Raw genomic sequence first — 22,320 nt, 5'->3', positions numbered from 1 at the left:
TTACCCAACCCCTTCCGACCCCGGCCTTCCTCGGGCCACCCTTCAAGCGGCCCGAGGGGAGGCCGGGGAGCGCACACCCACCCGCCTGGAACAGCGATGTCTCCGGCGCCTAGGGCGCGGCGGGTGGCGTCGGGGCCGGGCCGCTCCACTCCTGGGCGATCCAGGCGTCCACGCGCGACCACTGGTCGGTCAGCCAGGACTCGCGGGCCTCTCGTCCGGTCGGTATGGCGCGGTCCGGCACCCTCCACCATGTGGCGCGTACTGGCGTGCGCAGGGGGATCGACGGCAGCAGTCGGGACGGTGAGTCGATCTGGTCGAGGCCGGTGTGCGCGACGAAGACGACCTCCGCGCCGGCGTCGGCCGCCCCGGAGAGGGCCGCGAGCGAGCCCTCCATCCTGGGCGGCAGCACGTGGTGCTGGCGGCGGGCGCGAGCCGCACGTCCGGCCTGGCCGGTGCGTTTGAGCCAGCCGATGGCCCGCCGCCTGCGCCGCTCGGTGAAGTTGCCGCCCTCGGGGAACACCACCAGCGCCTCCCCCGGGTGCAGGGCGGCCGCCAACGCGCCGATGGCGTCCGAGGTTTCGGATCCGGTCTCGGCCCGGTGCGGAACGAAGCAGTGCGGAAGGCGGCTGAGCACGATGTCGAGACACGGGTCCCAGCGCAGGAACTGCTTGAGGACGACCTGGGGACGCAGTCCCGCGCCGCAGAGGAGGCCGTGCACCAACAGGATCGAGTCCCCGGGGCCCGCATGGCGGGCGAAAACCACGATGCCGTCGCGCGGCCGGTCCGTCCGCGCCGGGATCGGCGGGTCGACCTGCACGCGCACCGAGAAGATCCGCCCCGAGCATGTGACCAGGAAGTCGAGCAGCCGTGCCAGCACCTGGTAGGTGAGCGTCACCAGACGCTCCTCGGCGGCTCGGCCGCCATCCAGGCAGCGCAGCCGCGCGACCCCCGCTGCGAGCACCCCGGCAAGGTCGGCGACGAGGTACACGAGGAGGTAGAGGGCCAGGCGTTGCGGCTGCCAGCGCCGTCCGGACCGTCCGGCGAGCAGCGTCAGCGGGGCGAGGACCACCGTCAGGAGGAGCAGGACCGCGGCGACGGGAATCAGGGCGACGAGCAGCGGCACGGTGACGCATCGTCTGGCCACGTCACGCGCTCCGACCGCACGGCTCATGGCGTTTCGTCCGTGCGGGCCTGGTCGGTGCGGGCCTCGTCCGTGCGGGTCTTGTCCGTGCGGGTCTTGTCGGTACGGGCCTCGTCCTTGCGAGGCTTCCCCGCTGCTTCCAGATAGGCGGCCGACGCCTCGTAGGCCATCTCCATCCGCCGCCCGGAAAGGCCGAAGTCGCGGTGCCGGAACTTGCGGCCCGCGATGTCCTCTCCCTTGCCGGAAGCCGCTCCCGTGGGCAGCAGATGCACCTCGACGCCCTCGGGCAGGTCGGTCATGTCTCGGGTGAATCGGTGGCGGCGTGCGATCTCAAAGGCCACGGCTGCCACCTCCCAGGGCGCCCGGGGAACTTGCAGAGGCCGTTCGACGCGTCCGACCTGTAGCACATACACGGTGCGGGCGCCGGCGGCGACCGCGCGGCCCACGGGGATGCTGTTGATCAGACCGCCGTCGAAGAAGTGCTCGCCGTCGACTTCGAGCGGCGGCAGCAGCCCGGGGACCGCGCACGAGGCCATGACCGCAGGGATCAGGGGCCCCTGGGTGAACCAGTGCTCGGCGGCGCTCTCGATGCTCGCCGCAACGCACTGGAAGGGCACGGCAAGGTCCTCGATACGCCTCGCCGGCAGCCAGGTCTCCAGGAGTTCGCGCAGTGGTGCGGAGGAGTAGACGTGGGTCCGGTTGCGGGCGGCGAGCCGGAGGCGCTGGAGGACCGATCCGGAGAACACGCCCGAGCGGCCCAGGCTCCCCCACAGTTCGCCCAGCTCCGCCACGGCCCGGGCTGTCGGTTCGGCCGCGATCGCCGCTCCGTTGATCGCGCCCACGGACGTTCCGACCACCAGGTCCGGGCGGATACCGGCCTCGATCAGTGCCTTGAGCATCCCGACCTCGTAGGCGCCGAGCGCCCCGCCTCCACCCAGGACGAATGCGCAGCGGTAGTCCGTGCCCGGCCCATCGTGTCGCCGTGTCACGGCATCGTCGCCCATACTCAGCACCTGCCCCGTCCCGGCCGCACCATCCGCGCCCCGGTCGAGCCCACCGTGGCGCGCTGTGCCAGCGGGCCCGCGGGCGGGCCCCCGCCGTGCCCTCGGCGCCCCGGGCCACGACGACGGGACCGCCCGCCCGCAATGCCCGCGATCAGGAGCGGCGCTCGCCCGGGATGCGCTCCAGGAGACCGCGCAGGTCGTCCGCGTGCTCCTCCTCCTGCGCCAGCAACTCCTCGAAGACCCGACGGGTGGTCACGTCCCCGTTGCCGAGCCACTGAACGATCTCGGTGTACGACGCCACGGCGACACGCTCGGCGACCAGGTCCTCCTTGATCATCTCGATCAGGTCGGTGCTGGCGTCGTACTCGGCGTGGGAACGCGAGGTGAGTGTGTCCGGGTTGAAGTCGGGCTCACCGCCCAGCTGCACGATGCGCTCCGCGAGCTTGTCCGCGTGCTGCTGCTCCTCCTGCGCGTGCTCAAGGAACTCCGCGGCGACCGGCTCCGAGTACAGCCCCGAGGCCGTGTAGTAGTGCCGCTTGTACCGAAGCGTGCAGACGATCTCCGTGGCGAGCGCCTCGTTGAGTACGAGCAGCACGCGTTCGAGGTCGGCGCCATAGGCATCGGTCACCGGTCCCTGGTCGATCTGCTGACGCGCCCGGTCCCGGATCGTCTTGATGTCGGTCAGGAATTCGGCCATGGATACATCGCTCCCAGGTCTTCGTTCTCGGGTTTTCGTTCTCGCGTTTTCGTTCTCGGGTCATCGGTCACGGGTCGCCGAAGCGCGGTTGCTTCACTTCCGTGAACCACTGCCCTGACACCCATACCCACTTATCCCGATTCCTCTACCCGGCCGGTCGCCACCCGCGCACCCCCGCATGGGTCACCCCGCCCCACCTGATCCCCTGTCCCCATCACGGTCCTTATCACGGCCCCGCTGCTCGAACGCGGCGTGAAGGTATGCGGAGGGTGCTTGTACGGGATGCGTACGGACGGTACACCGAGCATGACACTGTGTGCTGCCTGAGGAGTCGATCATGAGCGTGACGAGCAAGTACCGGAACGCCTGGGAAGGCTTCTGGCGCGAAGCGCCGGACACGACGGGCGCGGTGCTCTGGGACGCGGAACCGGCCCTCACCTCTGCCCGCCATCTGGCCCACTTTGCGGCCCGGATCGAACACCCCGAACTGCCCCTGGTGGACCTCGGCTGCGGCAATGGCACCCAGACCAGGTACCTCGCGGCCCACTATCCGGACGTCATCGGGGTCGACCTCTCACACACCGCGGTCGAGCGCGCCCGCAGCCAGGACCCGGACGGTACCGCCCGGTTCGAGCAGCTGGACGCCACCGACGCTCGTCCCGTCCGCGATCTCCACGCCCGGCTCGGCGACTCCAACGTGTACGTGCGCGGCGTCCTGCACCAGTGCGACCCGGCCGACCGCCAGCCGGTCGCCGACGCCGTGGCCAAGCTCCTCGGCGAACGGGGCCGGGCCTTCGTGGTGGAACTCGCCGAAGGCGCGAAGCGCGTGCTGACGGATCTGGCCCGGAATCCGCAGGGCCCGCCGCCGAAGCTCCGCCCGGTCTTCGCACACGGCATCGCGCCGGGCGAGGTCTCCGACACCGGCCTGGTGGAGCTGCTCACGAACGCCGGTCTCGATGTACTGGCCGAGGGCACCCTCCCCCTCATCACCACGGAACACACGGCGGATGGGCTGCGCATCGAGGTGCCGTCGAGGTGGTTCGTACTCGCCCCGGCCGGCGCCACAACGTCCGAACAGGCCTCATCCGCCTGAGAGTACGGGAGAGCGCAGGGCACGCACCACACCTCGACTACCGGCGGGCACCGGGCCAAACCGATGCTCCCGGACCGATGCCCGCCGCACAGAAACGACGTCACGCGGGCCCCTGTCGAGGCACCCCGAACGAGCTCAACATCCTTGCGCGTAGGGCTACTTCACGAATTTCCAGGTGATTCCGTTGATCACACCGACGTTCAGGGGTGCGAACTTGAGGAACGCGGTCTGGCTGAGGTCGATGTGGGTCGCGTCGCAGGACAGACACTTGTCCCGGACCGGAACCTTGATCGTCTTGCCCTGGTAGGTCACTTGGACCGAAATGCCCTTGCACAGCGGGTCGTTGTTCGGGTTCGCGGAGGTCCACCAGGCGGGCGACACGGCGACCAGGTCCTGGCTCGACGCGTCGATGAGCGTGCCACAGGCGCCGTAACCCTTGTCGTTGTAATACGTGGCCTTTCCCGACATCGACTTGCCTATGGGTATGTCGGCGTGCGCCGTTCCGGTGCCGAACGCGAGACCGATGACCGCGGCGGCCACGACTCCACTCCATCTCGTCAATCTCATGGGGCGATGCCTCGTTCCCGTTGCGGCGCCCTCCTTTTGAGAGCGCTCTCATGCGGCGGGAGCATGGTCGGCAAGGACACGCCCCTTCAAGGGGACGATGCGGCGAGTGGCGTCAACTCGCCTTACTTCAGGCTCTGTTGACGCTCACGCCGATCGCGATTGACGTCGTACGCGACCTCACCGGCCGGACGGATCCGGAATCGCCCCCGTGATCGGAAGAAGGCGCGATGCACCCACCCCGTGCACCCCGTGCCCGCGACACGGACGAAGCCGCACCGTCCGGCTCGGGGCGTCCGGCTCGGTTCGGGGTGCGCGGCTCGGTCCGGGGTCGGCGGCTCGGCCCGGCAGCAGGCTGGGCAGCAGAGGAAAACCGCCACTGCGGCTGAATCCGTCGTGCGAGGGAAGCGGTTTCAGCGGCTCGGGGCAGGAAGGTCTAGGGTGGAGTCAAGCGCCCCAGCCCCCGGCCGCCCCATCCCTCCGGCCGCAGGTGGTGCGGATCATGAACCACATCCTCCCGAGCACGATGGGCCCTCGTCGGCGCAACCGGTCCAGCTCATCCGCCGGTGATGGGGTTCCGCGGACGGCAACCGAGTTCGCCGCGCTGTACGACGACCATGCTCACCCCCTGTACATGCTCGCCCACCTCCTGTGCCAGGACGGTTCCACGGCGGACGCCGTGTTCGTCGTGGCGATGAGCAAGCTGGGCACCCGCCCCGGCGCCCTGGCAAGCGACCCGCGCACGCAGCGTCGCCATCTGGCCGCCGGGCTGTGGCAGGCGGTGTGCAGTCCGCCCGCAGACGGGCCTCGATCCCCCACCCGCGCACCCACCGAGCGCGGCGGGCCCGGCACGCACGAGTCGGCGGGCGCCGCCGCTCAGCCACCGCCAGTACAGCCCCCACCGGCCTGCACAACCCAGGAGGCCTTGCTGGGCTTGACGCTTCTGGGTGGACACACCTATCAGGAAGCCGCCCACCTCATCGGCCTGGCACCCGATGCGGCGGCCCGGCAGCTTCGCGCCGCCCTTGTGACCAAGCGACGGCAGGCCGGTTCGCCACGGGCCGACCGCGCGACATCATTGCCGTCAACGCCGACGCCGACGGCCGGCGCGCGCGGGGCCGGTGCTCGCGGGACCGGCGCTCGCGGGCGCGATGCGGCCTATCGCACCGAACCCGAGCGCGGTGGCCGGTAGGAGCGGGCCAGGTGGTGCTGGAGGCGGGCATGGCGGAACTGGTAGACCGCGCCGGCTTGGCGCAGTACGCCTCGCTGGTAGGCGTCTTCGAGGAAGGAGACGACTGACCAGGGGAGCCTGCCGGTCATCGGCAGCCAGATCCGTGAGAAGACCGTCCACTGGCCCCAGGAGGTCAGGCTGAACACGTAGCCGAAGGCGCCACCGAGCCCGCTGATGACGCCGAGCTTGAGGGCGGCCGTGAGGTTCCACACGACCGGGCCGAGGACCACCGCGGCGGCGCGGATCACCACCGTGGAACCGAGCCCGACGAAGAGGCCGAAAGTGGGCGCCCAGACGAGGAGTTGGGTGGCGACCGTGCGACCGTTGGCCCGCAGCAGACCGCGGGGATTGACGGCCGAGCGGAGGTCGAGCGGCGCTTCGAAGAGGGAGAGCAGACCGAGGGTGGGGCCGGCCGCGAGGGCGAATATCAGGCCGTAGATGGTGCCGTCGCCGAGGCTGCCGGCCAGAAGGTCGGCGAGGCGGGCGTGGAACAGGACGCCGTTGACCGTCCCGCGTACGAAGCCGTACCCGAAGCCGAACACCAATCCGCAGAGCACCCCGGTCAGTAGCCGGCGAAGAGGGCGCCCGCGTGTTCCGCGCTCTCTGCCGCGCAACCTCATGCGGACGACGGAGGGCTCCACGGCGGTGTCCCTGGCCGCGACCATCAGCCAGTATGCGAGCCCGAACAGGAGCCCGCCCAGAAGGCCCGCCACCGGCCCGTCCACGAGCTGATAGGCGAGCGGGTCGAAGGGGATGCCGGCCAGGCCGTCGACGAGCGTGATGGCCAGGCAGATCACCAGCGCGGTCGCCAGGGTGCGGGTGCCACGGCTCAGCCCGTGGCCCAGTCGCCACCATTCCAGGTCGGGCGTGTCCAGCCGGTTCAAGTGGTGGGCCAGGTAGCCGAGCCAGTACCGGGCGCGGTCCGGGTCCCAGGTGCGCAGCGATCCGCCGCTGAGGCGCTGCCCGGGTCGGGGGCGGTAGGCGGCCGCGGTGAAGTTGTCGAGGAGGTGGTCCTCCAGATCCTCAGGGGTGCCGAAGCGGCTGCTGTCGAGGAGCGTTGCCGGGTCGCTGCCCGGGGTGTCGCTGTAGACGGCGCGGGCGAGGGTGACCATCAGCGGAGTGGTCAGCACCGCGGCGAGGTTGGCGCCGGGTGGACCGTGCGGCCGCTCGCGCAGTTCGCTCAGGACGGGTTCCCATGCGGTCTCCGACGGGCTCTGGCCGCGGGCTTTACGGGTGGTGCGGGGCAGGTAGGCCGCCAGGTCTTCCAGGGTGAGATCGGACAGTTCGACCGCGGCGGCAGAGGTGAGGACATCGGTTTCGGCCACCGCCGCGGCGTACTCGGCCGGACGGCTCGTCAGGAGCAGCGGCAGCGTGGTGGCGTTGAGGGCTTCCAGCGCGGGGCGGCGCAGGCCGTCGGCCATCTCGTCGAAGCCGTCCAGCACAGGGAGGATGCGGCCGGTCTCGACGAGCGCGCCGGCCAGGTTCGTACCGCCGGGTCCCAGGGCGGCGAGGCCGGGGTGATCGCGGGTCAGTTGCGAGGCGAGCCAGTCCCGGAACGCGGCGGCGGTGGGGTCCCACGAGCCGATGCTGAAGATCACCGGTACGGGATCGGCGAGGCCCCTGGCCTTCAGCTGGTCCAGGACGAACCGCACGGCCAGGATCGTCTTGCCGGAGCCCGAGCGGCCAAGGACCACCAGCCGTCCGGACGGGATCCGCCGGTACACCTCCACGATCGCGTCCACCTGGCCGCTCAGATCCAGGGGGCGGTGCCCGCTGCCCGGGGGCAGGCGGCGGATGTTGGCCCAGTGGTCGGTCAGTTCCTCGGCGACGGGACGCCAGCGCACCGGCAGCGGATAGGGATCGTGGACCTGCCGCTGTTCCTCCTCGCGCTGCCAGCGGGCGGCCACCGTCTGCGCGACCTGGTCGCAGACATCGGTAAGGGTTCGGTGCAACGGCGATCCCGGCGGGCCGCCCACTGTCGGCCCGGACGTGCCGAGCGGAAGGGACGGCCCGGGCGGCGGAGTTGGCAGCGATCCAAGGGGCGAGTCGGATGGAACGGCCGATTCCGCCGGTCCGTCGCCGTCCGGGGTCCGGCGGACGGCAGCCGCCAGCAGCCGTTCGCGTCCCTCGGAGCTGAGGTCGAGCGCGTCCGCCAGGAGCCTCACGGTGGTCATCCGCGGGTCGGCGCGCTCGCCGGTCTCCAGCCCACGGATGGTGCGGACGCCCACTCCGGCGCGCTCCGCCAGCGCCTCTTGTGTCAGGTTCGCCTCAAGCCGAAGCTTCTTCAGCAGCGCGCTGAACTCATTGTTCACGGGTCTCGGCCTTCCCCCGGCACGTCGATTTCCCCAGGTGAGGGACTCTAGCGTGGCCACCGGCCGCATACGGCCGGTCGGTCGGCCTGTCCGATTCCCCGCCCTGTGACCAACGTCGACGGCAACGCCCGCCCCCTCATGCCAGGAGCGCACGCATGCCGACGACCATGGCCCTCGGCCGTCCAGCCGTCCCCCAGCTCACCCGCCTGGAGCGCGAGTTGCTCCGCGCCGTCGGCTGCGGTCTGGCCGACCAGGAGATCGCCCGTGCCCTCGCCCTCTCGGAGAGCGGGGTCGACGTCCACCTGCGCGGGATCCTCACCAAGCTCGGGCTGCGGGACCGGGCCGCCGCCATCGTCCACGCCTTCGACAGCGGGCTGGTCGTTCCCGGCCGTGGCCCGCGGGTGCCGGTCCTTCCCGTGCGGCGGTTGGCCGTCCGCGAACGGCCGGTGCGCATCTCCCTGCTCGGCCCGCTGCGGGCATGGCGCGGCGGGCAGCCGGTGGACCTGGGGCACCTCCGCCAACAGGCCGTGCTGGCGCGGCTGGCGCTGTGTCGGGACCGCACGGTCAGCAAGGATGAACTCCTGGACGGAATCTGGGGGATGGAGCCCCCGCTCACCAAGGTCGTGCCGGTCTACATCTACCGGCTTCGCAAGGTCCTCCAGGCGGAAGACGGTACGGATTCGGTCATCAGGCACGACCGGTGCGGCTACCGGCTGGTCCCCGGCGCGGTCGAGGTGGACGTAACGCGCATGGAAGAACTGGCCGGTGCGGCCGCTGCGGCCGAGCGGTCCGGCGAACTGGCCGAGGCAGCAGGGGTCTGCGCCCAGGCGCTGGACCTGTTCCGCGGCGAGCCGCTGGCCGGACTGCCGGGCCCGTTCGCGGAGTTGGAGCGGCTGCGGCTCACTGAGCACAGGACCGGCCTGACGCTGCGCAAGCTGGATCTGCAACTCAGGCTGGGCCGTCACTCCGAGGCGGTCGGCGAGTTGTCGGCGCTGGCCGCGGCCCGGCCACTGGACGAGCCCGTCGGCGCGATGCTGATGCGCGCGCTCTGCCTCAGCGGGCGGCAGGCCGACGCGTTGCGCGTGTTCGAGCGCACCCGGCGCCGGCTGGCCGACGAGCTGGGAGTGGCACCGAGCCGCCTCCTACGGCGGACGCACCGGACGATCATGCTCGGAGGCGACGGCGGCCTCTCCCCGGCCGCGCCATGACGGGACCGACCTCGCGTACCCGCGACGAAGAGCTGCTCCTGGCACGGATCTCCGCGGCGGCCGGCCGCGCACGCCTCGGCAGACGGCTGGCCACCCACACCGCGACCGCGTACCGCCCCCTTACCCGCATCGGCCGCCACCTGGCGATCCGTCGTCTGTCGGCCGGAGCCCGGTACGGCCCCTCCGCCACGACGAGCCCGAGCCCGAGCGCCCGACTCGACCTGTATGCGCAGGGGATGACCGTGGTGGTGAAGGGCCGTGTCCACGTCGTCCGGTACGACACCACCTCGGTGTTCCAGCACAGCACCGGGCGCCGCGGCTCCTCCTTCGCGGGCGCCACCGTCATCCACACGCTCAGCGACGTCGCGGGCAAGCGCCTGGTGCTGTACGGCGGCCCCGGGGGCGGAGGTGACCCGCAGGGCTGGGAGCGCGTGGCGGAACGGGCGATCACCTGTGCCCTGCTGCCCGGCGCCCTGGCCGCGCTCCACCGGGGCGAGCGTGTCTGGTTCGGTGACGTCTGGCTGACCACGGAGCACATCGGACACCAGGACGCGGGCACGGCGTGGCCGTGGTCACAGGTGCAACGGGTGGGCGCGGCCGGGGGGTTCCTCACAGCCACCGTCGACGGGCGTCGGCACAGACTCGGCCCGCCGCTGTCCAGGATCCCGAACGTCTTCGTGCTCCGGGCCCTTGTCGAACACTGCCGCGGCGGGGACGCCCCCTGACCTCCGCAGGGCGGGTCCGCCCGCATCGGGGTTTCATCGCCATTTCAACACACCCCGCCACAGTGGGGCGGGGCGCCGAACAGCCGGTCGCGCACCCGCAGCGCGCTTGACGCGTATCCACTGACGCCCATCCTCTCCACGTCGAGTGAACAGGTCTCCCCCATGAACGATCTCTTGCACAAGCTCGTCTCCGCGCTCATCACCGGCGCACTCATCGCCCTGGTCGGATACATCAGCGTGACCGTGCGCAGGCGCAGGGTCGCCCGCGAGGAGGCCGCCGCGCCGGTTCCCGTCGCGGATCCGACCCAGGTTCTGCTCCGGCAGGCCCAGCAACTCGACCTCAGTCGCGACGACTTGGCCACCCACGGGCGGGCTCCGGAAGCGCTGGCCCGAGCCGGGGAAGCCGCCGACGCCTGGCGCAGGCTCACCGAGGCCCGGCCGGGTCGGTTCCGGGCGGAACGCAGGGCGGCCCTCGGGCGGCTGAGCGAACTGCTGGACGCCGGAGGCCAAGGCCAGCAGGCGGCCAGGGTCCGCCAAGAAGCCGCCGGCCTCTCCTGACCGAGCGGAGGAGACCGCCCATGCCCGCCGCAGTCTGGACCGGCCGGAACGCCACCCCCGAGCAGGCCGCCGTCGACATCACCACCGCACTGGCAGACGAACTCGCCCTGACGGCAACGCCGTTGAGCACGATCCTGCCGGCCGAGAGCACCGGCACACCGGCCGGAAGCCTGCTCCCGCCGCGCCCACGACTCAGCGGCATGCCCGCGCCGACCCACTGCTTCCTCTACATCGACGCCCAGTCCCCCCGGCCCTTCGAACTGCGCGCCTCCGTCCTGACCGGCCGCTCGGGAATCCGCCGTAGCCTGGGACTGGGGCACCTCTGGTACGCGGTGCCGCTGACCCCACCGGTTCCCTCTCCGCTCGAACTGAGCGTCCCCGGCGGCGGCGCCCCCGGCCACTTCGAGGGAGACCCCGCGGTCGCGGGCCGCCTCAACGGGAACACGCCCCTCCTCGATGCCGCCCGTGCGCTGACACCCGCCACGGCCGGCCCCGACCGGAACCACACCTGGCAGGCGGCAAGCCGGCTGGCGATCGAGCCGCTCCCCGAGGGTTCGGTCCTACGCGTCCAGACCCTGCATCGCCCCACTGCCCGCGCCTGGTCCCTCGGCTCCCGCGCGGTGCTGGACTTCGCCGCCCGCGTGGAGTCGTCCCTCGGATAGCACGCGTCGACCACCTCGTGGGCGACCCCACGAGCACCGCTCCTCCGGCCGGCCGAGGACAACCGGTTACAGTGCGCGCAACGGCAGCCCGGTTGACCGAGGACCTGGTTGATGGAGGAGGGGAAGCGTGACCGACACCAGCAACACCCGATCCGCGGACAGCGCGGCGGACGAACCCAAGCCGAGCCGGCTGCGCCGCGTGATGCGCTGGCTGCCCCTGATCGCCCCCATCCTCCTCTGGACCGTGCCCTGCTGGGTGCTGCTGTACGCCGGTCAGCAGTGGCCGCTGCCCGTCACTCTGGCCGGAACCGCCCTGTTCGCCCTCGGCCTGGTCGGCATGCCGCTCGCGATGATCCGCGGTCACGGCCGGCGGCAGCAGGACTGGGCGGCGATCGTCGGGGACACCCTGCTGGGCGCCATCTGGGTCCTGTTCACCTGGTCGGTCCTGCTCGGCATCCTGCTGCGGCTCGCCCTGACCGTGGCCGGTGTCGGCGACGGCCAGGACCGTGCCCGGAGCGTCACCTGGGCGGTCCTCGGCACCGCCGCCGTGCTGCTCGCCTGGGGGTACGCCGAGGCCCGCCGTGTCCCCCGGGTACGCAGCCTCGACGTACAACTGCCGCGCCTGGGAGCCGGGTTGGACGGCACGCGGGTCGCCCTCATCACCGACACCCACTACGGCCCACTCGACCGTGCCCGGTGGTCGGCGCGGGTCTGCGAGACGGTCAACACGCTGGACGCCGACCTGGTCTGCCACACCGGAGACATCGCGGACGGTACGGCCGAGCGCCGCCGCGCCCAGGCCGCCCCACTCGCCACCGTGCGGGCGACGCGCGCCCGGGTCTACGTCACCGGCAACCACGAGTACTACGGGGAGGCCCAGGGCTGGGTCGACCTGATGGACGAGCTGGGCTGGGAGCCGCTGCGCAACCGCCATCTGCTGCTCGAACGCGGCGGCGACACCCTTGTGGTGGCCGGGGTGGACGACGTCACCGCCGAGTCCTCCGGCCTGGCCGGCCACCGCGCCCACCTCGCCGGAGCCCTGCACGGCGCCGACCCCGATCACCCCGTCCTGCTTCTGGCCCATCAGCCCAAGTTCGTCGACCGGGCGGCGGCCGGCGGGGTCGACCTCCAGCTCTCGGGCCACACGCACGGCGGCCAGATCTGGCCCTTCCACCATCTGGTCCGCATCGACCAGCCCGCCCTGGCCGGCCTCAGCCGCCATGGTGCCCGCACCCTCCTCTACACCAGCCGCGGCACCGGCTTCTGGGGCCCGCCCTTCCGTGTCTTCGCCCCCAGCGAGATCACCCTGCTCGTACTCCGCTCCCCGCAAGCGGCCCCCTCGTCTTAAGGACACGGCTAGGCCCCTCGGCTCGGCCGGTCGGGAGCCACGGGGGCGGGGTCGAGGGCGGCGGTCAGGTGGCGCCGGAAGGCACGGCCGAATCTCCGGTCGACCTGATGGTTCAGGAGGGCGGCCAGGAGGAGGGAGAAGCTGAGGCCGACGGCGATCGAGGGGAGCAGCCCGAGTCCCGGCACGGATTTGAGGACGCCCCGGGTGGCGGGTATGCCGAGGCTCTGGTGCACCAGATAGAAGGGGTAGGTCAGGGCGCCGGCGTGGACGAGGCCCCTCCATTGGAGGTGGCGCAGCGGGCCGCAGGCCAGGGCGAGGAGTACGAGGAAGCCGGTGAGGACGGTCGCGCTCAGCCCCCAGTTGGAAGTGGAGTGGGTGGCTACGCGGTCCTCAAGGACGGTCAGGGTGTAGCACCAGGCGAAGCCCAGCAGCAACCACAGGAGCAGGTTGTGGCCGAAGCGGTGCATCAGGTAGAGCGCGATCCCGGCCACGAACAGCCCCGCGTACTGGCTCAGCAGGAACTCGTCCACGACGGTGGAGTGCAGTTCACGGCCGACGGACGCCAGCACCAGCCAGAGGAGCCCGAAGGCCACGACGCGTCGGTAGGTCAGGCCGATCAGCAGCAGCGCGCCCATGAGCAGGTAGAAGCGGGCCTCCACCCACAGCGTCCACGCGACCCCCGCGGTGAAGTCCACGCCCAGCGGCTGCGGAATCATCGTGAGGTTGCCGAGCGTGGTGCGCAGATCCGTGGGTGCGCCCGACCGTTGTCCGACGAGCACGGTGACGGTGCCCATCACGACGATGATCAGCACGACGGCCCAGTACAGCGGGAAGAGGCGGGCGATGCGTGACACGGCGAACTGCGCCGGAGTGCGGCCCCAGCAGCTCATACAGATGACGAAGCCGCTGATGAGGAAGAACGCCTCGACACCGAGCCAGCCGTAGCCACTGATCGCATGCAGCAGGGGCGCAGCCTGTGGCAGGTCGTAGGTCTCGCCCCAGAAGCGGGGAGTGGGGGTGCCCAGGTAGTGGTAGGCCGCAACGCCGGCCGCGGCGAACAGCCGCAGTCCATCGACGGCGGCCAGTCGTCCTGCCCCGCTCGGCGCCCGGGACGTGCGCGGCCCCGCTGCCCGGCGTAGGCGGCTCGAACGGGCGGCCGCGCCCAGTTCGGCAGCGGGCACGGACGCGGTCACGGACGCGGGCATCGGAACTCCTGTGGTGGGGCGGCCGGACGAGCTCCGGCCGCTGATGCGGAGGGAAGATGGGCATGCCGCTTCGGACCGCCGGGGAAAGAGGCGGCCGAAGAAGTGGCATGAGGGGTGCGGGCGGCCACGCCCACGAGCCGAATCACTGGCGCCGGTCGACTGGTCAGCCGCGTGGCCCGATCCCTCGCACGCCGAGCTTCAGGACCCGCTTCGCGGGCCGAGGTCCTGTGATCGGCAGTCGGCCGTCGGGCGACAACAGGCCGTGGATCAGGCGGGGTTGATCCGGTCGGGGGCGCTGCGGCGACGCACTCGCAGGACCACGGCAGTGGCCGCGAGCGCGCCGATGACGGTGTAGATCTCGTCGCTTTGCACCCAGCCCGAGAAGTACATGGTCACGATGAACGGGACTGCCGCGACGGCGAGTTGGCCTGTGGTACGGATGCCGGTAAAAGCTCGACGGCCCACCAGGGCCAGGGCCGCGACCACGGGGACGCCGAAACGCCAGGGAATGAGCAGGCCGATGCCGAGCGGATCGATCACGACGAGGGCAGCCACCAGGAGGACTGCCCACACCGCGAGCACGAGCACGCCCAGCGCCCCGCGCACGCGCCGGGCCGGACGAAGGTCGGGCGGGCAGGCCAGCGGAAGGGCGGCGATCAGGACCGGCGCGAGCAGGAAACCCACGAGTTCCCACCTCAAGTCGGGCGGAGTGAGCCAGACCGGGTAGAGGAAACTCACCGAACTGCCGACCGCCCCGACGATCGCGGCCAGCACTCCGGGGACATGACGCCCGGTGAGTGCGACCACCGCGCCGATCAGGGTCAGCAGATAGCCGGCGTTCATGAGCGTCGTCAGCGCCCCGGCGTCACCCGCGGCCCCCGCGGTGCGCATGACGTACCAGTCGCCCGCGCTTCCGACGAGGTTGAAGGCGGCGTATGCGGCCGTCGCGGCCAGGCTGAAGGGCGCCGCGGTGGCCAGGAGCCGTCCGGCGGAGTGCGCGGAGCCGATGCCGAGGCGCAGCCGCAGGGCGTGCGCGACGACGTCGGCGGCTTCACGGAGGCGGGCGCGTGACCCCGCCCCCGCGGTCGCCTCCCGGTAGGACTCGGCTATCTCGTCGCCGAAGGCACGGCGGAAGCCGGCGGGATACAGGCGCAGCAGGACCGGGTTCACGCGGTGGCCGCCTTGCCGACTCCCAGGCGCCGGGTCGCCTCACGCGCCGTGGCCGCGATCCGCTCCGCCTCGCCTGCGAGTACGGTGCGCCCCGGCGAGGTCAACGTGTAGGTACGCCGCAGCCGACTGTCGACGACCTCCTCGCTGTGCACCTCGATCAGCCCCTGTTGCAACAGCCGCTCCAACGCCCCGTACAGGGTGCCGGTCCGCAGCTTCACCCGGCCGCCCGAGATCACCTCCACCTCACGCGCGATCGCGTAGCCGTGACGTGGCTCGTCCGCGAGCGCGGTGAGAAGGAGCAGGGTCGGTTCCTGCATTGCCCGGTCAGTCATGGCACCACCATATGTCATTGACCGGCATATAGCGGCGCCGGGCCCCTGAGAAGGCCGGCCTCGCGGAAAACGGGATGCGGCGCGCGGGACCGACTGGCTAGGGTCCCGGCGTGCCTCACACTTATCCCCCGCTGAACGTCGAAGTCCGCACACCGCGCCTGACGTTGGCCGGTGCGTCCGACGAGTTGCTGGAACGGCTCGTGCCGCTCGTACGGGCCGGGGTGGCCGACGCCGAGCCGTGGCCGTTCGACGATCCGATCTCGTTCTACGCGGACAGCCCCGAGCGCGAATGGCAATGGCTGCGCTCCATCTGGGCGGGTCGCGGCCGGGTGAGCCAGGATTCGTGGCGGCTGTACTTCGCCGTACTCGTTGACGGTGAACCGGTCGGAATGCAGGATCTCATCGGCACGAACTTCACACGCTTCGGCACGGTGTCCAGCTTCTCGTGGCTGGCCCCGGGCAGCCGTGGACGCGGGCTCGGCAAGGAAATGCGGGCGGCCATCCTGCACCTGGCTTTCGCCGGACTGTCCGCACGCGAGGCCGGCAGCGACGCCTTCACCGACAACGAAGCCTCCAACCGCGTTTCCCGTGGCCTGGGTTACCAGCCCAACGGCACGGACTGGGACACCCGCCGCGGCGAGCCGGCACGGATCCAGCAGTGGCGCCTCACCCGGGACGACTGGTCACGCGTCCGACGGGACGACATCGAACTGACCGGCGTCGAGGAATGCCTGGCGGTCCTCGGCATCCGCTAGCGCCCTTCGCCCGGATCACCGGCGGGCAGTCCCCCTGGCCTGCCCGCCCCACCCGCTGAACAGCTGTAACCGCTGTAACCGCTCAACGGCCGACCGCGTACCCCTGCATCCCCCGCGGATTCGCGGCCGCCGACAGGACTCCCGTACGCACATCGCGAGCGACCGCGCACAGCCTGCCCTCCGACCAGGGCTCCCCCACCAGCACGTCGTGGCCTCGTCGGCGCAGCTCCTCCACCACCTCCGGCTTCATCCGTGACTCGGCGGCGACCAGCCCGGGGCGCATGCCGCGGGGAAAGAAGGAACTCGGAAAACTCTCGTTGTGCCAGTTCGGCGCGTCCACGGCACCCTGGAGGTCGAGGCCGCCCCTGACCTCGCCACGCAGCGCGACCGCGAGGAAGAAGTGCAGCTGCCACTGGTCCTGTTGATCGCCTCCCGGAGTGCCGAAGGCCAGCGTGGGCACTCCGTCGCGCAAGGCTACGGTCGGGCTGAGAGTGGTGCGCGGACGGCGGCCGGGGGTGAGCGAGTTCGGGAGTCCCCGGTCCAGCCAGGCCATCTGGAGCCTCGTACCGAGTGGAAAGCCCAGTTCGGGAACGACGGGGTTGGATTGGAGCCAGCCCCCGCTGGGCGTGGCCGCAATCATGTTGCCCCATCGGTCCACGACATCGAGGTGGCAGGTATCGCCAACCGTGGCACCGTCCTGCGCCACGGTCGGCTCCCCGGAGCCGGTGCCCGAGCCGTGGCCCAACGGACCACCGGCGACCGTGGGTTCCCCCGCTCCGAGGAGGTTGTGGCCCGACGAGGCGACCCCGGCCTCGCGCAGGTGCCTGCTCAGCCGCGGTGTCCGCCCGCCGGGACTGCCGGGCCGCAGTGCGTAGGACGCCTCGGGGCCGATCAGCGACCGCCGCTGTTCGTTGTACGCGGGTGCCAGCAGGTCCTCCAGGGACACGTCGGCCGCATCTCCATACCAGGCCTCGCGGTCGGCCATGGCGAGCTTGCATCCCTCGATGAGGACGTGGGTGTACTCGGCCGAGCCGAGAGTGGGCAACTGCGTGGGCAGGAGCGCGAGTTGCTGGAGCAGCGCAGGTCCTTGACTCCACAGGCCGGGCTTGCAGACGGTCCATCCTTGCCAGTCGTGGACCGCCGGAGCCTCGTACGTCGCGGACCAGTCCGCCAGATCCGCGGCCGTGAGGGTTCCGGTGTGGTGCTCTCCGCTGGTGTCCATGGTGGGCTGCTGAGCCTGGCGCACGAGTGCCTGGGCGATGAAGCCGGATCGCCAGATCTCCCGAGCCCTCTCGATCTGCGCAACCCTGTCCCCCGCACCGGCAGCTTCGGTCACCAGACGCTTCCAGGTCGCCGCGAGTACTGGGTTGCGGAACAACTCGCCAGGCCGGGGCGGCCTGCCGTCCGGCAGGTATATCGCCGCGGAGGAACGCCACTCCGTCTCGAACTGGGCCCGGACCGTCGCCACCGTCTCGCCCACGCGCTCGACCGGCGCGTGCCCGTGCTCCGCATAGCCGATGGCGTACTTCAGCACGTCGGCGAGCGGTTTGCTGCCGTAGTCGCGCAACAGCAGCATCCACGCGTCGAAGGCGCCCGGCACCGCGGCCGCCAGGGGGCCCGTACCCGGTACCAGGTCCAGGCCGAGTCCCTTGTAGTGCTCGATCGTGGCCCCGGCCGGAGCGACCCCCTGCCCGCACAGCACCTTGACCTCACCGTCCGCCGGGGCCAGCAGAATCGGAACCTCTCCCGCCGGACCATTGAGGTGCGGCTCGACCACATGCAGGACGAAACCGGCGGCGACGGCGGCGTCGAACGCGTTGCCACCGTCCTCCAGGACGGCCATGGCGGACTGGGATGCCAGCCAGTGCGTGGAGGACACCATGCCGAAGGTTCCCTGAAGGGTGGGGCGGGTCGTGAACATGCGGTGCCACCTCTCTGCTGCGCGGTGCCGGGACATCAACTCACCGTCCGAATATGGCATTCCGGCCCGTGCCGTGGCTCCCCCGTCCCGTGCGGAACCATTGAACTGTCCGCCCCGCCTGTGCATGATCGGCTCGGTGGACACCTACTTGGAGACCGAGCGCCTGACCTTGCGCCCCTTCACTGCCGACGACGCGGACCTGCTGATCGAGTTGGACAGCGACGCCGCGGTGATGCGCTACCTGAGCGGGGGCATGCCCACCGCCCCCGAGGTTGTCCGCGAGCGCAGCCTGCCCAACATCCTCGCCGGCTACGAGCGGTGGCGGGGCAGGCTCGGGCTGTTCGCCGCGCACGAGAAGGAGGGCGGCGCGTTCATCGGCTGGTTCTGTCTGCGTCCGCAGCCGCAGGGCCCGCTGGAGGAGGTCGAACTCGGCTACCGGCTCCGCCAGGCGGCTTGGGGCAGGGGCTATGCCACCGAGGGTTCGCGGGCCCTGCTGCGCAAGGCGTTCACGGAGCTCGGTGTACGCCTGGTCTGGGCCGAGACGATGGTCGTCAACCGTCCCTCGCGCAATGTCATGGAGAAGCTCGACATGAAACTCGCGAAGGCCATCCCCACTCCGCCCGGCATGGAGAGAGTCGAGGGCTCCGAGCAGGGAGGCGTGCGCTTCGAGATCACCAAAGAGCAGTGGGAACCGCAGGAATAGCGGGAGTAGCTGGAGTAGCGGGGCCAGGGAAAGGGCAATGGCGGTCGGCCATGGCCCCGTGGCCTCGCTCAGCAGATCGAGGGAGCCGGATCACCGCATCGTTGTCGGATCGTCGTCATCGCCGTCAGTGGCGGCCGCGGCGCTGCCCAAAGAGAGGCGGGCGATGATCTGCTTGCCGGACGCCAGGGTCCTGGTGTGCAGCTGCTCGCACAACCTGATGACCAGCAGCAGACCGTGTCCACCGATCCGCCCCGCATCGGGTGCCTGGGGTCGAGGCGGATTCGGGGAGCCGTCGCGGACGGTGATCTCCAACAGGTCCGCGCCCGGGCTCACTTCCAGCGCGAGGCTGCCCGGGCCCGGTGCGTGGCGCAGCGCGTTGGTCACCAGTTCGCTCACGACGAGCTGAGCATCCAGGCAGGGTTGGGCGTCGGGCCTGTGACCGGCTTGGAGGAGCAGCATGCGCACGGCCGTTCTCGCATCGGCGATGGAAAACTCGGTCGTCTGCCAGGCGGTGCTGTATCGCAGGGGCACCGCGGAGTCCTGTTCGATTGATGCGCGGTTTTCGAGGGCAGCGACCATGGAGCTGTTTCCGTAAATCCTTGATCGACGTTTCATCACAAGCTGTCGTCTCTCGCAAGCATTCGCCTACCCCCAACCGTGCTGTCCATGAGAGTCATGCGCTAGCTGATCGGCGCGGGGCCGGTGTCGGCGATCGTGAAGTAATCGAGCGTGCCGCTGACGTCGAGGAGCCGGTGGACGGCCGGCTGCAAGGGGCCGAGGAGAATGAGGTCGCGGCCGTCGGCATCGTGGCGATGCTTGGCTTTGAGGAGGGCGCTCAGGAGCATGCTGTCTCCGAAGACCAGTTGGGAGAGGTCCAGGGCGGTGGTGGGCAGCATCGCGTGATCGGCCGCGTCCCAGGCCGCCTGGAGCGCCGGGGCGTCATCGTGGTCCACCTCCCCCCTCAACGTGATGACGAAGACCTCTCCGTGCCGAATGACGTGGATATTGCCATCGGAAGCCTCTTGCATGGGCCCATTTTCACACCCCGCGCTCCCCGGCCGAACAGGTGCCCCGCCTTCCTGCGTCCCCGAGGCCTGACGCGCGAGCTGGGCCGCAGGCCCCAACAGCCCCCGGAGGGCCCGGACCCGATCACCGGGCCGAGCGAGTGGCAAGGGCCGTGCCATGCGGGTGGTATCAGCCATGCTTGTGTCACGCCTGTAGTCACCAGGCACCGGCCGGCGGGATGTTGGGCGCATGAACCGGGCCCGCGTCGCTGCCGCCGTCCTTCTGCTCACCCTCTCCCTGTGCACCGCCCGCCCCGCGCAGGCGACCACTCCCCTCGACGCGAGCGCCGTCGAGCGCATCGCCCCGGGGGTCGAGTACCGCGCGTTCACCCTGACCACCGCGCACGGACCGACCCGGATCCATCTGCTGACCGTCGACCTTCGACATCGCGGAGTACGGGCCGGCCTGTTGTACCCCGGGGCGGTCGCCGAGCGCGCACCCGTGTCCGTCATGGCCGAACGCCAGGGAGCCGTCGCCGCGGTCAACGGGGACTTCTTCCACATCACCGAGGACCAGCATCCGGGCGTCCCCGCCACCGGCGCCGCCTCCGGAGCCTCCGTACTCGAAGGCCGGCCGTTGAAGGCCGCCGTCCCCGAAGGCCAGCGCTTCGGTGGCGCGTTGCCCCCGGGCGACACCGCTGAGGACGTCCTCGGGGTCGGAACGGACGGCAGAGCCCGCACCGGGCGCCTGACCCTGCACGGTCAGCTCCGTACGGCGCGGACCACACTGCCGGTGCGAGGCCTCAACCAGTACGCGCTCCCCGAAGGGGCGATCGGCCTGTTCACCTCGCAGTGGGGCAGCGTGTCACGTGCCCGCGCCGTCTGCGGAACCGACCACAACCGGGCGGCCCCCTGCACCCACAAGGTCTTCGAGGTGACCATCCGGCACGGTCGCGTCCAACGCACGAGCACCACCCCCGGCACCGGTCCCATTCCGCCCGGGACCACCGTCGCCCTCGGCCGCGAAGGGGGCGCCCGAGCGCTGCGCTCGCTCACCCCCGGCACCGCGGTCGAGGCCGGCTACCGCCTCGCCTCCACGAGCCGAATCCCCTTCGCCTTCGCACTCGGCGCCTACCCCCTGCTCAAGCACCGCCAGCCGCTACCCGGTCTGAACGCCGTCACCGCCGAGCCCCGTACCGCAGTCGGTGTCGCCGACCACGGGCGGTCGCTGCGTTTGATCGCCACCGATGGCCGGGAATCAACGGCCACCGGACTGACCCTGGCCGAACTCGCCCGTCTGCTGCGGTCGTTGGGCTGTGACGAGGGCGCCTACGTCGACGGAGGCGCATCCACCACCCTCACCACCCGCGATCCCGTCACCGGACGGGCCACCGTACGCAACACGCTCGACCACGGCCAGGAACGCCGGGTCCCCAACGGGATCGCTCTCTACGCCCTGCGCCGCAGCGACGGAGCGGGGAGCTAGGGAGGGGCGAAGAGGGCTGAGCGGGTAGGAGAATCGGACGGACCGCGACTGATGGAGAAGACCTGTGACCAGCGATGAGCTGCATAACCGCATCACCCAGCTTGAGGCGCAGCTCGCCCGGCCGACACCGCCCCCGATCGGCGGACAGGTCAGCATCCCGCTTGATCCGATCCGCCACCACGTCTACACGGGTGACGGCGGCCCCTGCACCACCAGCCTCTTCGGCGAGCAGTGCGCCGAGCCGGCCGACCACCACGAGAAGCACGACGTACGCCCCTGAGGGCCGGGGGCTCACCGTCGCCGCCGTCGCCGTTTGCCGTCGCGCAGGGCCCCGTACCGCCCTCTCGGTCCGGTGTTGTCACCGCGCGGCATCCCCGGGAACGCGTGCAGGGTCCGCATGGGGCCGTCGTGGGTCACCGCCCCGACGGATATGTGAGGCGCCGTCGACCGCCACCACGGAGCTGTCCGATGCCCTTGCCACGTCGGGAGCCGGCACCGCCTTCTCCAACAGGGTGAACGACTTGGGTACGCCGCCGGGTTGGGGCTTGCCCTCCTTGCGCCCGACGACCTGATAGCCGGCGTCCAGGTAGTACCCGGTCAGACGCGCGTTGCCCGCGAGGCAGTCCAGGCGTACCCACGCCCGCCCCGCCGCGCCGACCCTGCGCTCGGCGGCCTGGAGCAGCAGCCGTCCCGTTCCCGGCGGGGCATGGCTTCGGTCCACCATCAGGCGGTGGACGTAACCGGCCTCGGGCGGCTGTGTCCCCCAGGCGTCCTCGTCCGCCCACCACAACTCCCAGGCCCCGACCGGTCGATCGGCCGTTTCCGCGAGCCACACCTCTCCGCTCACCATGACATCGCGGAAGTGGTGCTCGTCCAATTCGCCCGGCTGCCACTGGCCCATGATTTTCTGCGCCAGCATCCATCGGGCGGCGTCGTCACGTAGACGCACAAGGAAGGCCAGGTCCGCTTCGGTGGCGAGGCGGAAGTGCAACTCCGCCTCGCGGCTGAAGGTCATATCGGTCATACGACGGAACCGTACGTCGAACGCCTCGCCGCCTTCGCACGGGGGCGCAGCATCCTGGCGATGCACTTGGGCACACGATTTTTGATGTGTCGGCGAGGGTTCCGTCCCGACCGGACCACGGCAGTCGGCCAAGCCCCGGCGGCCGCAGTCGCCCGGCACCCCCATCCGGGCGGTGCC

General features: G+C 71.1%; 23 protein-coding genes. 11 read left to right on the top strand and 12 right to left on the bottom strand.

The genetic code is table 11. The features are described from left to right. Positions 1–109: 109 nt before the first annotated feature. From CG740_RS34295 to CG740_RS34285, 3 genes are all read right to left on the bottom strand, one after another. Positions 110–1,171, bottom strand: a complete 1,062-nt coding sequence (locus tag CG740_RS34295; protein ID WP_100579223.1) for a 1-acyl-sn-glycerol-3-phosphate acyltransferase — start codon at positions 1,169–1,171, stop codon at positions 110–112. Continuing rightward, complete coding sequence (locus CG740_RS34290) at positions 1,168–2,145, bottom strand: patatin-like phospholipase family protein (RefSeq protein WP_100579222.1); 978 nt, start codon at positions 2,143–2,145, stop codon at positions 1,168–1,170. The genes CG740_RS34295 and CG740_RS34290 overlap by 4 nt, the downstream gene beginning before the upstream one ends. A gap of 151 nt (positions 2,146–2,296) precedes the next feature. After that, positions 2,297–2,842: a ferritin-like domain-containing protein gene (locus CG740_RS34285; protein WP_100579221.1), complete on the bottom strand. Its 546-nt coding sequence runs from the start codon at positions 2,840–2,842 to the stop codon at positions 2,297–2,299. 337 nt (positions 2,843–3,179) lie between these two features. Between CG740_RS34285 and CG740_RS34280 the strand changes: the two genes are divergently transcribed. Next, positions 3,180–3,935 (top strand): class I SAM-dependent methyltransferase, encoded by a 756-nt coding sequence (locus CG740_RS34280; RefSeq protein ID WP_100579220.1) that lies wholly within the window; start codon positions 3,180–3,182, stop codon positions 3,933–3,935. 156 nt (positions 3,936–4,091) lie between these two features. On the opposite strand, the gene CG740_RS34275 is transcribed toward CG740_RS34280, so the two are convergent. Next, positions 4,092–4,502, bottom strand: coding sequence for a cysteine/serine endopeptidase inhibitor (locus CG740_RS34275; protein WP_100579219.1), 411 nt, complete (start codon positions 4,500–4,502; stop codon positions 4,092–4,094). Between the two features lie 499 nt (positions 4,503–5,001). Between CG740_RS34275 and CG740_RS39985 the strand changes: the two genes are divergently transcribed. Further along, complete coding sequence (locus CG740_RS39985; protein ID WP_159030478.1) at positions 5,002–5,691, top strand: hypothetical protein; 690 nt, start codon at positions 5,002–5,004, stop codon at positions 5,689–5,691. On the opposite strand, the gene CG740_RS34270 is transcribed toward CG740_RS39985, so the two are convergent. Then, positions 5,658–8,042 carry an NACHT domain-containing protein gene (locus CG740_RS34270; protein ID WP_100579218.1) on the bottom strand — a complete coding sequence of 795 codons (2,385 nt, stop codon included), beginning with the start codon at positions 8,040–8,042 and terminating at the stop codon, positions 5,658–5,660. The two genes, CG740_RS39985 and CG740_RS34270, sit on opposite strands and share 34 nt — an antisense overlap. A gap of 155 nt (positions 8,043–8,197) precedes the next feature. On the opposite strand from CG740_RS34270, the gene CG740_RS34265 reads away from it, so the two are divergent. From CG740_RS34265 to CG740_RS34245, 5 genes are all read left to right on the top strand, one after another. Continuing rightward, positions 8,198–9,250: a BTAD domain-containing putative transcriptional regulator gene (locus CG740_RS34265; RefSeq protein WP_100579217.1), complete on the top strand. Its 1,053-nt coding sequence runs from the start codon at positions 8,198–8,200 to the stop codon at positions 9,248–9,250. Then, complete coding sequence (locus tag CG740_RS34260) at positions 9,247–9,975, top strand: hypothetical protein (protein ID WP_100579216.1); 729 nt, start codon at positions 9,247–9,249, stop codon at positions 9,973–9,975. Before CG740_RS34265 ends, CG740_RS34260 begins: the two co-directional genes overlap by 4 nt. A gap of 162 nt (positions 9,976–10,137) precedes the next feature. Next, positions 10,138–10,533, top strand: coding sequence for a hypothetical protein (locus CG740_RS34255; protein WP_100579215.1), 396 nt, complete (start codon positions 10,138–10,140; stop codon positions 10,531–10,533). Positions 10,534–10,553: 20 nt separating this feature from the next. Further along, the gene (locus CG740_RS34250; protein WP_100579214.1) at positions 10,554–11,195 is read left to right on the top strand and encodes a hypothetical protein; all 642 of its coding nucleotides are present in this window, start codon (positions 10,554–10,556) and stop codon (positions 11,193–11,195) included. Positions 11,196–11,322: 127 nt separating this feature from the next. Then, a complete protein-coding gene (locus tag CG740_RS34245) occupies positions 11,323–12,543 on the top strand; it encodes a metallophosphoesterase (RefSeq protein ID WP_100579213.1) in 1,221 nt (406 codons plus the stop codon). A gap of 8 nt (positions 12,544–12,551) precedes the next feature. Here CG740_RS34245 and CG740_RS34240 read toward each other — a convergent pair whose 3' ends face one another. The 3 genes from CG740_RS34240 to CG740_RS34230 all read right to left on the bottom strand — a co-directional run bounded on the left by CG740_RS34240 (position 12,552) and on the right by CG740_RS34230 (position 15,250). Next, positions 12,552–13,748: an acyltransferase family protein gene (locus CG740_RS34240; protein ID WP_100579212.1), complete on the bottom strand. Its 1,197-nt coding sequence runs from the start codon at positions 13,746–13,748 to the stop codon at positions 12,552–12,554. 267 nt (positions 13,749–14,015) lie between these two features. Then, positions 14,016–14,918, bottom strand: a complete 903-nt coding sequence (locus tag CG740_RS40515) for a hypothetical protein (RefSeq protein ID WP_199846657.1) — start codon at positions 14,916–14,918, stop codon at positions 14,016–14,018. Next, positions 14,915–15,250: a PadR family transcriptional regulator gene (locus tag CG740_RS34230; protein ID WP_100579211.1), complete on the bottom strand. Its 336-nt coding sequence runs from the start codon at positions 15,248–15,250 to the stop codon at positions 14,915–14,917. The genes CG740_RS40515 and CG740_RS34230 overlap by 4 nt, the downstream gene beginning before the upstream one ends. Before the next feature lie 110 nt (positions 15,251–15,360). On the opposite strand from CG740_RS34230, the gene CG740_RS34225 reads away from it, so the two are divergent. Next, positions 15,361–16,005, top strand: coding sequence for a GNAT family N-acetyltransferase (locus CG740_RS34225; protein ID WP_100579210.1), 645 nt, complete (start codon positions 15,361–15,363; stop codon positions 16,003–16,005). Between the two features lie 82 nt (positions 16,006–16,087). Here the strand turns inward: CG740_RS34225 and CG740_RS34220 are convergent, their stop codons facing one another. Next, entirely contained in the window at positions 16,088–17,926 is a 1,839-nt protein-coding gene (locus tag CG740_RS34220; protein WP_100579209.1) for a gamma-glutamyltransferase family protein, read from the bottom strand. A 136-nt stretch (positions 17,927–18,062) separates the two neighbouring features. Here CG740_RS34220 and CG740_RS34215 point away from each other — a divergent pair, with 136 nt between their 5' ends. Further along, entirely contained in the window at positions 18,063–18,629 is a 567-nt protein-coding gene (locus CG740_RS34215; protein WP_100579271.1) for a GNAT family N-acetyltransferase, read from the top strand. 90 nt (positions 18,630–18,719) lie between these two features. On the opposite strand, the gene CG740_RS34210 is transcribed toward CG740_RS34215, so the two are convergent. Further along, positions 18,720–19,208 (bottom strand): ATP-binding protein, encoded by a 489-nt coding sequence (locus CG740_RS34210; RefSeq protein ID WP_100579208.1) that lies wholly within the window; start codon positions 19,206–19,208, stop codon positions 18,720–18,722. A gap of 101 nt (positions 19,209–19,309) precedes the next feature. Beyond that, on the bottom strand, positions 19,310–19,657 hold the full coding sequence (locus CG740_RS34205; RefSeq protein WP_100579207.1) for an STAS domain-containing protein: 348 nt from the start codon (positions 19,655–19,657) through the stop codon (positions 19,310–19,312). 226 nt (positions 19,658–19,883) lie between these two features. On the opposite strand from CG740_RS34205, the gene CG740_RS34200 reads away from it, so the two are divergent. Both CG740_RS34200 and CG740_RS34195 read left to right on the top strand, forming a co-directional pair. Continuing rightward, the gene (locus tag CG740_RS34200; protein ID WP_100579206.1) at positions 19,884–21,119 is read left to right on the top strand and encodes a phosphodiester glycosidase family protein; all 1,236 of its coding nucleotides are present in this window, start codon (positions 19,884–19,886) and stop codon (positions 21,117–21,119) included. A gap of 64 nt (positions 21,120–21,183) precedes the next feature. After that, positions 21,184–21,399, top strand: coding sequence for a hypothetical protein (locus tag CG740_RS34195; RefSeq protein ID WP_100579205.1), 216 nt, complete (start codon positions 21,184–21,186; stop codon positions 21,397–21,399). 78 nt (positions 21,400–21,477) lie between these two features. On the opposite strand, the gene CG740_RS34190 is transcribed toward CG740_RS34195, so the two are convergent. Beyond that, positions 21,478–22,134, bottom strand: a complete 657-nt coding sequence (locus CG740_RS34190; protein ID WP_100579270.1) for a GNAT family N-acetyltransferase — start codon at positions 22,132–22,134, stop codon at positions 21,478–21,480. Positions 22,135–22,320 lie beyond the last annotated feature (186 nt).

Origin of the sequence: Streptomyces sp. CB01201 (assembly GCF_002803085.1) — a bacterium.
Classification (GTDB): Bacteria; Actinomycetota; Actinomycetes; order Streptomycetales; family Streptomycetaceae; genus Streptomyces; species Streptomyces hundungensis.
This window is presented reverse-complemented; position numbering and strand designations above follow the sequence as displayed.